This window comes from Paenibacillus sp. J31R109 (genome assembly GCF_059692055.1).
This window is the reverse complement of sequence record NZ_JCAUAR010000001.1, coordinates 519,307-533,755: the sequence shown is the minus strand read 5'-3', so window position 1 is coordinate 533,755 and position 14,449 is coordinate 519,307. Positions and strand designations below refer to the sequence as shown.

General features: G+C 44.6%; 13 protein-coding genes. 3 read left to right on the top strand and 10 right to left on the bottom strand.

Annotated elements, in window-relative coordinates; genetic code table 11:
* Positions 1-24: 24 nt before the first annotated feature.
* From AC58QT_RS02345 to AC58QT_RS02315, 7 genes are all read right to left on the bottom strand, one after another.
* The gene (locus AC58QT_RS02345) at positions 25-2,088 is read right to left on the bottom strand and encodes a helicase-associated domain-containing protein (protein ID WP_497407532.1); all 2,064 of its coding nucleotides are present in this window, start codon (positions 2,086-2,088) and stop codon (positions 25-27) included.
* A complete protein-coding gene (locus AC58QT_RS02340; protein WP_497407531.1) occupies positions 2,078-3,784 on the bottom strand; it encodes a DNA repair helicase XPB in 1,707 nt (568 codons plus the stop codon). Before AC58QT_RS02340 ends, AC58QT_RS02345 begins: the two co-directional genes overlap by 11 nt.
* A gap of 152 nt (positions 3,785-3,936) precedes the next feature.
* Positions 3,937-5,010: a Gfo/Idh/MocA family protein gene (locus tag AC58QT_RS02335; protein WP_497407530.1), complete on the bottom strand. Its 1,074-nt coding sequence runs from the start codon at positions 5,008-5,010 to the stop codon at positions 3,937-3,939.
* Positions 5,011-5,030: 20 nt separating this feature from the next.
* Entirely contained in the window at positions 5,031-6,182 is a 1,152-nt protein-coding gene (locus AC58QT_RS02330) for a Gfo/Idh/MocA family protein (protein WP_497286509.1), read from the bottom strand.
* A gap of 135 nt (positions 6,183-6,317) precedes the next feature.
* On the bottom strand, positions 6,318-8,423 hold the full coding sequence (locus AC58QT_RS02325; protein WP_497407529.1) for a PAS domain S-box protein: 2,106 nt from the start codon (positions 8,421-8,423) through the stop codon (positions 6,318-6,320).
* A gap of 131 nt (positions 8,424-8,554) precedes the next feature.
* A complete protein-coding gene (locus AC58QT_RS02320; protein WP_497407528.1) occupies positions 8,555-9,004 on the bottom strand; it encodes a CBS domain-containing protein in 450 nt (149 codons plus the stop codon).
* 67 nt (positions 9,005-9,071) lie between these two features.
* Positions 9,072-10,241 carry an amidohydrolase gene (locus AC58QT_RS02315; RefSeq protein ID WP_497407527.1) on the bottom strand — a complete coding sequence of 390 codons (1,170 nt, stop codon included), beginning with the start codon at positions 10,239-10,241 and terminating at the stop codon, positions 9,072-9,074.
* 205 nt (positions 10,242-10,446) lie between these two features.
* Here AC58QT_RS02315 and AC58QT_RS02310 point away from each other — a divergent pair, with 205 nt between their 5' ends.
* On the top strand, positions 10,447-10,794 hold the full coding sequence (locus AC58QT_RS02310) for a YugN family protein (protein WP_310227233.1): 348 nt from the start codon (positions 10,447-10,449) through the stop codon (positions 10,792-10,794).
* 13 nt (positions 10,795-10,807) lie between these two features.
* Positions 10,808-11,986, top strand: coding sequence for a putative lipid II flippase FtsW (ftsW, locus tag AC58QT_RS02305; protein WP_497407526.1), 1,179 nt, complete (start codon positions 10,808-10,810; stop codon positions 11,984-11,986).
* Positions 11,987-12,055: 69 nt separating this feature from the next.
* On the opposite strand, the gene AC58QT_RS02300 is transcribed toward ftsW, so the two are convergent.
* Positions 12,056-12,433, bottom strand: coding sequence for an Asp23/Gls24 family envelope stress response protein (locus AC58QT_RS02300; protein WP_056612440.1), 378 nt, complete (start codon positions 12,431-12,433; stop codon positions 12,056-12,058).
* A 161-nt stretch (positions 12,434-12,594) separates the two neighbouring features.
* On the opposite strand from AC58QT_RS02300, the gene cax reads away from it, so the two are divergent.
* Complete coding sequence (cax, locus tag AC58QT_RS02295) at positions 12,595-13,641, top strand: calcium/proton exchanger (protein ID WP_497407525.1); 1,047 nt, start codon at positions 12,595-12,597, stop codon at positions 13,639-13,641.
* A 37-nt stretch (positions 13,642-13,678) separates the two neighbouring features.
* Here the strand turns inward: cax and AC58QT_RS02290 are convergent, their stop codons facing one another.
* Positions 13,679-13,966 carry an Fpa/YlaN family protein gene (locus tag AC58QT_RS02290; RefSeq protein ID WP_056612445.1) on the bottom strand — a complete coding sequence of 96 codons (288 nt, stop codon included), beginning with the start codon at positions 13,964-13,966 and terminating at the stop codon, positions 13,679-13,681.
* A gap of 124 nt (positions 13,967-14,090) precedes the next feature.
* Entirely contained in the window at positions 14,091-14,339 is a 249-nt protein-coding gene (locus AC58QT_RS02285) for an HPr family phosphocarrier protein (protein ID WP_310227224.1), read from the bottom strand.
* Positions 14,340-14,449 lie beyond the last annotated feature (110 nt).

Sequence of the window (14,449 nt, the reverse complement as noted above, 5' to 3'; positions counted from 1 at the left end):
AAAGTCTATAACACTTCTATCATATCACAGTTCGCCAAGAGTTTCTTCCTTTTCTCTCACACCTCCATCGTTGATTCCTGGCAATATCAGCTTCATCTCGTTCCAATCCTCGCTAGCCCAAGCAATCTCCTGATATTCTTCCCAACCTTCTAGAATCCAACCTGTCCGATCTTCTCGCAGCATACGAGGGATAATGAAGCAATCGCGCCCCTCTTTTCTCAACTGCAGCACACTCTTCCATTCGATGGCTTTACGAATCATATCCTTCCGTGTAGAAGCATGATAGTCGCGAAGCTCCTTGATCCAGCTAACAGGGATCTGCTGTATATCTGGATAATGTTCCTCCGGCTGGGGCAAATAAGGATCAATTTCATATAATTGAATCGTATCTCGCGAGTAGCAAAGGCCTGCGGCAGGCTCCGACAAGGAGGGAAACACGTCATCCTTTTCCACAGACATATTCGCAATTTGATTAGGATGAAAGCCCATTGCTTCCAAACACTTGGTCACATCTTTTACATGCTCACGTGAAATAATAAAATGAGAGTCACCAATGCGCTCACCGAGCAACATACGGCACTTTTCATTCCGAATCAGTGCTTCCGCCACTTCCACAGATTGACAGCGAAGCAGCGTAACCTCTTGCATATAGAGCTTATCCTTTTGCTCTTCCCACTGTTCTAAAGTAATAATCACTTGTTCAGGAATTTCATAGTAAGCATTGTCTTTCAATAATTGAATCACTTCAGCGCTCTTCAGTCCATGGTCTAACGCCCGTCGAAAGCTTTCCTTGGTCAAACGATAGGTACGTACAACATCGGAGTTCAGGAGGTCACTGAACATCGCAATTCGCCATTCCAGGTAAAGGGACGCGTCTGGAGGTAGAAGTACTTCAAAATCGGGCTGAACGTAGAGCGTTGGGGTCGGGTTACTTTTGAGTGACGACTCTCTGTCTAAACCTTGATTGGCATCGGCAATGCGCTGAGGGTTGATGAGCCATTTGAACCACAGATCCTCTCCCTGATCCTGCGCCAATTCAATAAAACGAAAAGAGGCTAATGGCTTCATCCAAACCGTCAGTACATCCTCTTGCAGCGAGGTCTCGTCCATTGTTTTTCGGGAGATTGAACAACAAGCCAAAATGGCTTGGGTTAGTTCATTCATACTATACCACTGCTGAGAAGTGCACCTCTCCATGAAGGCAATTCCATGCTCTAACCAAACGGGTGCGGGAATTAAGGCCTGCCGCCAAATGTGATACAACTGCAATTGCTGTTGTTCATATGTGCCTTGCAGCCACGCCTCAAAGTTTCGCTGATGAATCAGGAAACTGTTACCCCATTCATTTTTGTAAACAAACCCCATCTGTAACGCCAATTCCAGCATCAACGCGGCAGGCTCGTCATAAACGTCTGTAAAGGCATACGTAAGTCCAGACATCGTGATTATTCTTTTGGGCAGACTCACATGTTCAGTAAGCTTGTGAATTAACTTCTTATGTAAGGTTCCTTTATTCGTAAGGGGAAGTGCATTCTGCCGCGTACAACTGACCATGAAAAGAAACAATTGCTGTGCTAACCCTCTAGGATTTATTTGGCGGCTTTCTTCTTCCTCAATGCCTCCCACATATTCGCCAATCTCCCCTAAACTTAGAGGTTCAAGTTGACTTTCTGACCCTTTAAAGGGATTTATTGATATAGGGAATAGAACCTGTTGCCACACAGCAAAGGCATCTTCTGGTAACATGAGCAGCTGGTCTCCCCATGACTTACGAAAAGCAACAATGACCCCATATCGACGGAGCCCCCACAAACCTAAGCTTATTTGCGCTCCAGCCATTTGGAGCACCGCTTCTTTTTCCAACCGCTCCTTCGTAAAAGGCTGACAGCCAAATGTTGACAACACAAGACGCAGCGTGCGCTTCTCATCCCATGTAAGCTCACTAGAAAGTTCGCGTAAATGAGCAGGTGACGTCAATACCTCACCTAATGTTGAATTCGTTGTTGAAAATGCCGCGCACCACGGTTGTCTTATGATGACTTCTCTTAAGGAGCCCGGCATTTTCCTTTCCACGTGCTCATACTTCATTTTCTATGCCTACCTCCACGCTTAGCTCTTGATCCCAGCTTGAGATCTCATATTGATAGCCCTGCTCCACAAGAAATAACTGTCTCTTCATGGCAAAATCCTGCTCCTTCGTGTCTGTGCTTACGAGTGAATAGAAGACGGCAGTATTTTCTCCATTCCGTTTCGGCCGCAGGATACGACCGAGTCTCTGAGCTTCTTCCTGTCTCGAGCCATAACTTCCTGAAACTTGAATGGCAATCGCTGCATCGGGGAGATCAACAGCGAAATTCGCTACTTTAGAGACAATGAGCAGCGGAAGCTGCCCCTTTTTGAATCGCTCATAGAGCTCCTCACGCCGTTCGTGAGGGATGCTTCCACAGATCATAGGTGCACCTGTATGAACGGCAATCTGTTCGAGTTGATCAATATACTGACCGATAATTAGCGTCGGCTCATCTGGATGAAGCTTCAACAAATGATCAATAACATCCAGCTTCGCTGTATTCTCCCCAGCAATTCGGAACTGGTGCCTAGCTTCAGAGGCAGAATAACGATCACGGTCCTGAATAGAAAGTGGTACGCGCACTTCTTGGCAGGTAACCTTCGCAAGCCATCCCATCGTTTCAAGTTGCTTCCACGCCATGTCATACTTCTTAGGCCCGACCAAAGAAAAGACATCACCTTCTAAGCCATCTTCTCTGATTAGGGTAGCTGTTAAGCCGAGCCTACGTGTCGCTTGTATCTCCGCAGTCGCTCGAAAAACAGGGGCAGGCAGAAGGTGAACCTCATCATAAATAATGAGGCCCCACTCCCTTTCGCTAAATAGCCGCAAATGTGAGAAATCAGCCTCCTTGCTCCCGCGATGCGTTAGAATTTGATAGGTAGCAATGGTGACTGGTCTAATCTCTTTCGTCGTGCCATTATACTCACCGACTTGATCGCTCGTTAGCCCGGTTTTACTTAAAATTTCTCTTTTCCATTGCTTCACAGAAGTCACATTGGATGTAAGGATGAGTGTAGCACAGCTTGCTTTCGCCATTGCCGCAATCCCGACCACCGTTTTTCCCGCTCCGCAAGGAAGCACTAGAACACCACTCCCACCGTGACCCACCTGTTGAAAAGCATCTACAGCTTGCTTTTGATAATCACGCAGCTGGAACGGCTCCTCCATCTGATCATCATCTCGCCAAGGAATCTTCAAAAATTCGCCGCTGCGGTATGAGGCCAAATCCTCTACTGGATAGCCGAGTTTCATCAGTTCTTGCTTCAGAATCCCCCGATAGCTCGGTGAAATAGCAATAGCCCGTTCACCTCGGGTATCCTGCAGATATTGTTGCAAGGAATCATAGGCACATATTTCTTTAAATACGACAGTATCCTCGCTGACTAAGAAAAGTTCCTTCCCCACATGCAACATGCGTAAAAGGCCGTACCGTTTTGTATATTTTCGAATCGTGCTAAGAACAGATGAGGGTACACCGAATTTGGCATAGAGCTGCAAGCAGGTTGTCATCTCTTCCAACCCCATTCCGGCTGCAGCCGCATTCCACAACGATAACGGTGTAACCCGATAAGTGTGAAGATGCTCAGGGCTTTTCACGAGATCAGCAAAGCGAGCCAGTTTACTCTGGAGCTTTTCAAAATCAGGATGATTCGTTTCCAGGAGGATTGATAAATCACTCTGAACGATCAGAGGTCTTGATGGATCCATTGTCATCGCGTATTCCCTCCTTTTTCCTTAGTATGAAGGGAAAGCACTAGATTTAAACATGATCGCCATGTTCTATCCACGATCTACCGTGACGACGGAAACACAAAAAGGGCAGCTAGCGAATTTACCGCTAACTACCCGAATGTTAGATTGCAAAACTACTCCACACGAACCGCTTGCGCTTGGGCAAGTAAACACAATTCAGCCGCTTTAAACGTATGCGCTTGTGTCATTGCATTTTCCGTACGATGTATGCAGTCCAAAATTAACTGACCAAAGAATGGAAACCCTACTTGTCCATGCAGACTGTAGTGCTTCTCTCCTTGTTGGTTGACCAGATACAGCTGATCCCCTTGCGGATCACGAGCAATATCAATATATTTACGCATTTCGATGTAACCCTCAGTACCCAGGATTAATGTACGACCATCTCCCCATGTCCCTAGGCCATTAGGTGTCAGCCAGTCTACACGGAAATAGTTCGTTGCCCCATTGTCTCCAATAAGTGTTGCATCTCCGAAATCCTCAAGCTCTGGATAATCCTTCGCATGATAATTAGCTACCTTACTGCTAACCACTTTTGCATCCTTACAGCCCGAATAGTAAAGGAATTGCTCAATCTGATGGCTGCCAATGTCAGCTAGAATACCGCCATATTTGTCCTTCTCGAAAAACCAATCGGGACGGCTTGGTGCATTCAAGCGGTGAGGTCCAAGACCGATGACTTGAACAACACGCCCAATTGCGCCCTCTTCAATCAGTTGGCCTGCGAAAACAGCACTTTCCACATGCAGTCGCTCGCTGTAGTACACCGCATATTTACGGCCAGTTGCTTCTACAACCGCTTTCGCAGCTGCAAGCTGATCAAGTGAAGTGAATGGTGTTTTATCTGTAAAATAGTCTTTGCCATGCTCCATCGCACGAATGCCTAGCGGACCACGCTCACTAGGAACTGCTGCCGCAGCGATCAGCTTCACTTCAGGGTCATGAAAGATTTCTTCTTCGGAAGCCGCTGCTTTCGCTTGAGGAAACTTTTCAATGAACGCAGCAACTTTAGCTGGGTCTTGATCATATACCCATTTCAGTTCCGCACCTGCTTCTAGAAGTCCATTGGTCATGCCATAGATATGGCCATGATCCAATGCGATAGCGGCGAAGGTAAACTCCCCTTTTTGAACGACAAGGTTCGGCTTCCCTTTTGGTGCATAATTCATGCCATCATTCTTTTGCATTTCGAATTTCCCCCATGAGATTAGACGTCAAGTGTTTTAAAGGAGCCAGACTCTTTATTGTTTTTGGAATTTTTGATTCGATCTTGAAGATGCTGTTCAAAAAGATCTTCATCGATCGGCAAATCAACCCAGTTATCTGTGAACGTTGATAGCATGATTGCATTGGAAATCATTAGGCCTTTAATGCCTTCTGCCCCTGGAGCAATCAATGGTGTTCCATGAAGAATCGCATCAACAAAATTCTGTGTAATGCCCATGTGACCCGTTTCTTTGCCCTCAACCGGAATTTCACATTTCCAGCACTCTGGTGAACCAAATCCACCTTTGTACGTTTCGTTAAATTCTCTTTCGGAAACACGTAAACGCCAGAACGTCAATTTACCGTCTTCGATGACGATTTTACCGCGGTCACCGGACAATTCGAAACGGTTAGTCCCTGGAGCTTCGCCTGTCGTAGTTACGAACAGTCCAGTAGCACCATTTTCGTATTCAACAAAAGCAGTTACATCATCTTCAACTTCGATATTGCGGTGTTTCCCGAAATAACAGAAAGCGCGAACGCGTTTTGGCATCATGTCAATCGTCCACTGCCAAAGATCTAATTGATGCGGATCCTGATTAATGAGAACGCCGCCGCCTTCACCAGCCCATGTTGCACGCCAGCCGCCTGAATCGTAATAGCTCTGTGATCTATACCAGTTGGTAATAATCCAGTTCGTTCTGCGAATTTCACCTAGCTCGCCAGAAGAAACCAAATCTTTTAGTTTTGTATATAGAGGATTTGTACGTTGATTATACATCATACTGAAAACTTTACCTGAAGCTTCAGCAGCTTCGTTCATTTGACGAACTTGTTTCGTATACACACCTGCCGGCTTTTCACAAATAACGTGTAAGCCTGCTTGGAAAGCGCGCACAGCTGTTTCAGGGTGATCATAGTGAGGCGTTGCGATCAAAACACCATCAATCAAGCCGGAAGCTAGAAAATCGTCAAGATTGTCAAATAATTGAACACCTTCACCTAGATTTTCCTTCGCCCACTGTAGACGGTCTGCTCGTGGTTCACAAATAGCGGTAAGTACGCCGCCCTTCACTTCATTTTTCACCAAATATTTGGCATGTCCAGTTCCCATGTTCCCCAGACCAACGATACCAATCCTTACTTTTTCCACTGTACGTCACCTTTTTCTTGTCAGATTCACAATTAATAAGCACGTTTTCACTTTAGCATATTTAGCGAGAGGCATCTTGTCGCAGATTGACTACCTTATTGCGAACTTTGACAGTTAAATGCACTAGGCGCAATTTTACTGTTCGGAAGCGGGAAGTTGAATGTTAACCGAGGTTCCCACGCCAAGCTTACTCTGATACGAGATACAACCATGATGCTCCTCAATAATGGTAAAACTCACCATCATTCCAAGTCCTGTCCCTTTTTCCTTCGTCGTGTAGAAGGGCTCGCCAATTCGTGGCAGTCGATCCTCTGAGATACCTTGGCCTTGATCGACGAAAGTTAATATGACATCATTTCCTTGCTTTAGGGAGGTAATCGTCAAAATGCCGCCTAAAGGCATTGCTTCAATTGCATTTTTGATAACATTCACAAATACTTGCTTAATTTGATTCCGCTCACAGTTAACCGTCGTAAGCGTCGAATCTCCACTCAAAATAATTTCCACATTATTCATAATGGCTTCTGTATTTAATAATTGAATGACTTCTTCCAGAATAAGGAATGGATCATGAGGCATATAGGCCACCGCTTGCGGCTTTGCAAGAATTAAGAGCTCACCAAGTATCAGCTCAATGCGATTAAACTCTTCTTGCATAATATGATAATACCGCATCTTGCTCTCTTCGCTCGCGTGACACATCAGTTTCACAAAGCCTTTAAGCGCTGTTAACGGGTTGCGAATCTCATGTGCGATGCCAGCCGCCAGTTGACCAGCAACATGCAGCTTTTCTGTTTTACGGAGCAGCTCCTCGGTTTGTTTCTGGACCGTAATATCCTGCACTGTTCCGAATAAACACAGCGCTCTCCCCCACTCGTCATATGTCGTTCTTGCTAACGTGTGTAGAATGCGCTCTTCCTCACGTACCACAACCCGATAAACGAGATCCAACGATCCTTTAACTAACGCATTTTTAATTGCTGCCTTCGCGTTTGACTGGTCATCAGGATGTATGCTGTCAATGAGAACTTCCATAGGCATTTGTTTAACCGCATTGTGACAACCAAATAACGCCGTCAATTCGTCTGATAAATACACCATATTATGGATGACGTCCCACTCGTAATGCCCTAAGCCTGCAATTTCTTGCGCAATTTCCAATTTCGCTTTACTTTGGATAAGCTCATTTTCGATTTGTTTGTGCGTTGTAATATCATGAATCAGTCCACGAACTGCTATCCGGCCACCGTCCAAGATGACCCGCTCGATTTGAGAACGTAGATGTCGAACTTCCCCATTTTGACGTGTAATTCTATATTCGGTATCTGACACACCACTTAGGACAGCTTGTTTCGTAGCAAGCCATACCTTCTCACGGTCATCCTGCTGAATAAGCTCAATTGCCTTACTCAAATCAATCCGTACAGCCGGTTGAAGACCATGGATGCGAAACATTTCGTCCGACCATAAAATTGTATCCTCTTCCAGATCTCGTTCGAAGCTGCCGAATTGTCCTAACCGCTGAGCTTGCAAGAAGCGCTCTTCACCAATCTTTCGTTCGGAGATATCGCGCCAAATGCCCAGGTTCTGAGTGCGTTTCCCCTTTTCATCCAGCAACCACTTGGAATTTTTCTCAAACCACACGTACCAACCCTTCTTATGAAGGAATCGACAGGATATGGTTCCCTGATCACTCGACATTTCTTTATCTTCTGTCATAAAAATCTTCTTCAACCCATCAAGATCCTCCGGATGGCAGAAGGACAGCAAATTAGCCCCATACATATCCTCAAGTTCATAACCTAGCAAACCTTTTATCGAGACGGAAACATAAAGCAGCGTGCCGTCAGTGGCAGTCAACGTTATAAGATCTTGCACATAGTCTGTATATTTTTGATACAGATTATTTTCAATCGCTTCATGGTTTTCAAGCATTTCAGTTTTTCGAATGATAACATGTAAGTTGTCACCTACAGGATACGCATTTACATGAATCCATTGATTGGAGAGCTTTACATATTCCTTAAAGACGACTTCCTCTCCTGATCTGCGGGCTTGATGAAAATGGCTATACGTGGCGTGCCTAATGACAGCTGGGAACTCTGTCCACGCCATTTTACCTATAAGATCCTCAGGCGATCGATTTAAAACGCTAGCGCCATACTGATTTGCGTATATATAATGCCAGTTTGAATCTAGGATGATAAATCCTATGGAAGCGTTTTCTTCGAGCATGTTCATCTTTCGTATACGTTCCCCCTTCACCCTTTTACGTCTATTATTATCGCTTACTCAGACGCACCTCGTAAAGAAGGAAAAAAGCAGCCTCACTCAGAAATGAGGGAGACTGCTTACGAAATTACTAGTCATTCTTAATGACTACCAACCAGTGTACGTTCTTGAGAGATTCGGCTTAGCGCTTCCCCAGCTTCGTCTTCGAAGCTGCCGCGAACAGCCAAATCGCCAATGGCCACGATGCCGATAAGCTCACCCTGCTCGACAACTGGCAACCGCCTAATTTGATGCTGAGCCATAATTTTCGCAGCTTCATCTACGGATGTTTGAGAGTCAACGGTAATCATGTTTTTGGTCATTACCGTTTCCACAGCGGTCGATCCCGAATGCTTCTCCGCATATCCTCGAACAACAAGGTCCCGGTCCGTCACTCCGCCTATAAACTGCTTTCCATCGAGAACCGCAACAAATCCAATATCATGCTGCTTCATTTTCAAAGCAATCTCGAATACATTATCCAGCAGGGTAACCGTCACGCAATCCTTACTCATAATGTCCTTTACGGTCTTATTAGGCAATTTCCTCATCCTCCTTGGTGTCATGTCATGCAACAAATGATTGCTACATTAGCATTCACCAAGGTTCCGGAGGCATTCATGCCATATAATCCAAGGCCATGGACAGCAATAAATTCGCCGCGTTCAGCATGGATTTTTCATCAATGTCGAACTTAGGATGATGGTGTGGATAGACGATTCCCGCCTCCACATTACCAGCGCCTACAAACATAAAGCATCCTGGCTTCTCTTGCAAATAATAGGAAAAGTCTTCTCCGGCCATAATAAGTGGAGACTCATGTACGTTCTCTTCACCAAATAAGGCTGTGCCTACTTGAAAGAAACGTGCTGCTTCATTGGCATCATTGATCACTGTTGGATAGCCGAGTTTATATTCCAATTCATACGTCGCTTGAGACATCTCACAAGTCGACTTCACAATTCGCTCAATGCGTGTTCTCACATCTTGTCTTAACTCTGGATTGAAAGTCCGCACGGTTCCATTGAGTACGCTCGTCTCTGCAATAACATTGAAGCTTGTCCCTCCATGGAACGAGCCAATACTAACAACACAAGGTTCAACAGGGTCTACTTGCCGACTTACAATGGATTGCATGTTAACAACTAGCTGTGAGGCAACATACACACTATCGATCGTTTGATGAGGTAATCCACCGTGTCCGCCTTTACCCTGTACTCGGATGGTGAATTCGTCTGGTGCTGCCATAAAAGCCCCTGATCGCGTGTAGACATGTCCGACTGGGAATGGCGTCCATAGATGGACGCCGAACACGGCATCCACACCATCCAAGGCGCCTGCTTTAATCATGGAATCAGCACCGCCAGGAGAAATTTCTTCAGCATGCTGGAACAGAAAAACTAAATTCCCTTTAAGCTCCGCTCGATGCAGACTAGCTACTTTGGCTATACCCAGCAACGTTGAGGTGTGTGCATCATGTCCACAGGCATGCATAATCCCATTCTTAGTTGATGTATAGTCACATTTTTTCTCATCCTGAATCGGAAGAGCGTCCATATCAGCACGAAGGGCAACCGTCGGTCCCTCTCCGCCGCCGCGGAGCAAACCAACAACACCATTCCCACCAACACCTGTACGGACTTCAATGTCCCAGCTCAGCAAATGTTTAGTAACAAACTCAGCCGTCTGGTACTCATGGTAGGAAAGCTCAGGATTCCGATGCAAATAACGCCTCCAGCCCACCATTTCTTCATATATGGCTTGGAGATCTTCCTGAAATTGATTCATAAGATACACCCACCTCCCGTTTTCGATCGCTTACTATTAGCTAAAAAATGATCTATTGAACCTATTCTATCAAATATTAACCCTGGTTTCATCTTTAAAGTGACATCAAATATTAGAATTTAGACATGGCATTCGACTTGCACAACCTTTTGAAACATACTATCATGAGAAAAGAATGCATACGTACACTATGGAGGCGTTAAAATTGATTATTGAAGCAACTGGCTTAAAAGGCCTAAAAAGCGATTTGGCTCACTTGGACGAAGTAACAACTAAACTTGGTTTCGTGCGCTGGCAATGGGAATACACTCGTGCTACTTACGATTTTAAAATGGAAGATAAAGCAAGCAAAGCAGTCTACTTCTTACGTGTTAATGCACGCGTTGAAACTGGCAAGCTAGAATCCCCTTATGCTGTATTATATCTAGAAGAAGCTTACATAGGCAAAGAAACATTCCCACATGGTTTGGACTACGATTCACCAATCCCGGAGAATGTGCTCAAAATCTCCAAACAAAAATTAGACCAACTGCAACAATTATTAGCAGACTAGGCGAGGAATCAGCATGAATCCACCTCGAAGAGGAACGCCGGATTTTCTGCTGCTTTTATTAACCTTTGTATTGGTCTGCTTTGGATTGGTCATGGTGTTCAGCGCAAGTTCAATGACAAGTGCCTATCGGTGGGACGACCCTTGGTTCTTTACGCGCAAGCAAATTGTAGCTGTTGGGATCGGCACGATCGGGATGTTATTTTGCATGAATATTCATTATTCGAAGTTGAAAAAGCTCGTCATCCCAGCTTTCTTCTTCATTGTACTCGGCTTAATTTTCGTTGTCTTTACAAGTAAAGCGAATGGCGCGAGCAGCTGGTACTCGCTCGGCAAATACGGGATACAACCAACGGAGTTTGCCAAATTAATTGTCATTATGTATCTCGCTTCACTGATAAGTAATAAAGAAGAGAAATTCAGAAGTTTTAGCAAAGGGTTGCTCCCTGCTCTCGTGATCGTAGGTTTTGTGTGCGGCTTGATCCTCTTACAGCCCGATTTCGGTTCCTGTATGATCCTCTTGACGTGTTCAGCCATTGTCATTATGGTGGGAGGGTCGAACCTCAAGCATGTTTTTTATCTAGGTATCCTTATGTCGATTGTTCTTGGGATTGCCGTTCTCTTATACCTAGTATTAGGTGACACGGACTCTAACTTCAGGCTCAATCGTATCACATCATTCTTGGATCCTTTCGCTGATCCGCAAGGCTCAGGCCTGCAAGTTGTGCAATCCTTGTATGCTTTCGGACATGGGGGATTGACAGGGGCTGGTTTCGGACAAGGTATTCAAAAACTTCACTATTTACCGGAAGCACATAACGATTTCATCTTTGCTATTATTGGCGAGGAGCTCGGATTCATTGGCAGCTCACTCTTCCTTCTCGTCTATCTAATCTTTATTTGGAGAGGGATTCTAATTGCTGTACGTTGTCCAGACATGTTTGGGATGTTAACGGGTGTAGGGATCATGGTTATGTTCGCCATACAAGCCTTTATTAATATCGGCGGTGTGACGAATACGATTCCACTCACAGGTGTGACGCTGCCCTTCATCTCAGCAGGCGGCTCCTCGATGATGGTCTCACTCATCAGTATGGGCGTAATCCTTGGAATATCGCGTGAGCAATCCTTCAAAGAATTACCATCTGCACAAAAAACGCAGAAAACACATAAAAAAAGACCCTTATCGACATGATATAACGTCGATTGGGTCTTTTTTTACAACGTGCGTAAGAATAAGGTTGCGACAACCGTTTCATAGCACTCATTTAACTCGAAGCTGATCTTCTATTTCTTCTTCCGTAAAGGCAACGCCTTCCACCTTCACATTCACTTCCACCACATTTAGACCTGTCATATTTTCAACGGCTTCCCGCACGTTTTCTTGAAGGTCCCTGCAAACATCCTGAATCCGAGAACCATATTTTACGATCACTCGTAGATCGATCGCTGCTTCTACTTGTCCTACCTCAACAGAAACGCCGCGCTGCACATTTTTACCGCTTAGACGCTTAGCTAGGCCTTCTGAGATACCACCTGACATGCCCGCAATGCCTGCTGTTTCCAAGGCTGCTAGCCCTGCGATTGTCGATACTACGTCATCAGAAATTCGAATTAAGCCAGTTTGATTGTCTTCGGACATACGGATCACTCCCTAAACTTGGTATAAATCTATTGTAATAAGAACAAAAGCTTAAAGCAAGAACTGCCTGAATGTATCCATTTTAATTTACTTTATTAACCAAAGTAGTTATATTAAAAGAAGTCAAAAAGTTCCAATATCTATGAGTCGGAGGGTTCCCATTGAAAGGAAAATTGTTCTACATAGGTTTGTTAGTATCATTCCTTGCTGCGGGTATAGCGCATTACGCGCATTTAGATACAACCTGGCAATTCGTTATTGCTTGTGTGGCTATCGTATTCGTGGCTGGATTCTTAGGGAGAGCGACAGAAAGTGTAGCTCACTATGCAGGAGACCGTATGGGCGGCTTCCTTAATGCAACTTTCGGAAACGCAGCTGAGCTCATTATCGCCTTCTTCTTAGTGAAGGATGGGTTATTTGAAGTTGTGAAAGCCAGTTTAACCGGTGCCATCATCGGGAACTTATTGCTTGTACTTGGACTCAGCCTATTCGCAGGCGGATTAAAGTACAAAGAGCAATCTTTTAACGTTAAACTAGCGTCACATAACTCCTCACTGATGATTCTCGGTGTTGTCGCACTCTTCATTCCCGCGTTATTTGCCCGAGGCTTGACTACGGATGAAACATCCTCCATGAGTATGATTGTAGCGATTATCCTAATTGTAGCTTATCTGCTCTGGCTGTACTTCTCCATGGTCACTCACAAAAGTGTACTTTCAGATGAAGCTATCGAACATGGTGAAGCCGCATGGTCCAAAGGTACTTCGATTGTGTTCCTCATCTTGGCGACGGCCATGGTAGCCTTTACAAGTGAATGGCTAGTTGGAACCATTGAAGAAGTGAAAGATAAATTCGGTCTATCCGACCTGTTTGTCGGTGCCTTCTTAATTGCCATAATCGGGAACGCCGCTGAGCATAGTGCTGCTGTGATGATGGCAATGAAAAATAAAATGGGTGCAGCTGTAGAAATTGCGATTGGGAGCTCGTTACAAATTGCCCTATTCGTCGCACCCGTGTTAATCCTGCTCAGCTTCTTCATCAGTGGTACGCCAATGAACATTGTCTTTACTACCTACGAGATCGCTGCGATCGGCGTCGCCGTCTTTATCACGAAATCCATTACACAAGATGGATCTACGAACTGGTATGAAGGACTTCTCCTCATGTTCGTCTATATTATCCTTGGTGTTGTATTCTTCCTCGTATAATTTGTAATCAGACAACAAAAAAAGTAACCCCTCGGGGTTACTTTTTATTGTTCAACGCTTCATACAGTTGCGCAAGATTACGTTCAAGCTTATTGAGAATTTGTTTGCCTGGCAACTCGGAGATTAACCCCGCGCGAATAGCAAAATCAATTTCCCTCGATAGTCCGTACATTTGCGTATCTAATACCTCTTCGTAAAGTGGACATTGACGCGTCGTCAAGTTTTCCATCTGTACTTCGATCAGCTTTTCGATTTTATCTGCATCTTCTTGAAGAAGATTAAGCGCCTTTTGATTCATATCCAGCAATAAATCAGATGAAGACATTCCCAACTTCCCCCTATACGCAAAGTCATCCGTCCTTATATGATCTATATTAAGCGAAATTGCCGTAATATACAAGAGAAGGTACCCTCAGAGATTCTGAGAATACCTTCTCTTTTGAAGAAAATTAATCTTGAACGACGTTTACACCTAAATTATGCTTAGCAAATACATCCGCCATAGCTGTTTTCGCTTCATCAGCATCTGGTCCATGAACATGAAGATCATAGTTGCTGGAGCTAAGTAGCGTAGTAAACAAGCCAAGAATACTTTTTACATCGATATACTTATTGTCGTATTGAAGAACGATGGATGATCTGAATTTATTAGCTGTTTGGGAAATCTCAACAATTGCTGCATTATTAGCGCTTGGCATATTTCATTCCTCCATTATAGTCGCATATGAGTTGGTCGTCTTACTTCCTCTATGATAACTTGGAATAGGAAGGGAAAGCAACTACAAAATTTCCTGCATTCTCCATGTAA

Coding starts and splice junctions, on each gene's coding strand:
- AC58QT_RS02335 (WP_497407530.1), bottom strand. CDS start 5,010: ATGCAAAAGAATGATGGCATGAATTATGCACCAAAAGGGAAGCCGAAC.
- AC58QT_RS02300 (WP_056612440.1), bottom strand. CDS start 12,433: ATGTCCGAAGACAATCAAACTGGCTTAATTCGAATTTCTGATGACGTA.
- AC58QT_RS02315 (WP_497407527.1), bottom strand. CDS start 10,241: ATGAATCAATTTCAGGAAGATCTCCAAGCCATATATGAAGAAATGGTG.
- AC58QT_RS02285 (WP_310227224.1), bottom strand. CDS start 14,339: ATGCCAAGCGCTAATAATGCAGCAATTGTTGAGATTTCCCAAACAGCT.
- AC58QT_RS02290 (WP_056612445.1), bottom strand. CDS start 13,966: ATGTCTTCATCTGATTTATTGCTGGATATGAATCAAAAGGCGCTTAAT.
- AC58QT_RS02345 (WP_497407532.1), bottom strand. CDS start 2,088: ATGAAGTATGAGCACGTGGAAAGGAAAATGCCGGGCTCCTTAAGAGAA.
- AC58QT_RS02340 (WP_497407531.1), bottom strand. CDS start 3,784: ATGACAATGGATCCATCAAGACCTCTGATCGTTCAGAGTGATTTATCA.
- AC58QT_RS02320 (WP_497407528.1), bottom strand. CDS start 9,004: ATGAGGAAATTGCCTAATAAGACCGTAAAGGACATTATGAGTAAGGAT.
- ftsW (WP_497407526.1), top strand. CDS start 10,808: ATGAATCCACCTCGAAGAGGAACGCCGGATTTTCTGCTGCTTTTATTA.
- AC58QT_RS02325 (WP_497407529.1), bottom strand. CDS start 8,423: ATGAACATGCTCGAAGAAAACGCTTCCATAGGATTTATCATCCTAGAT.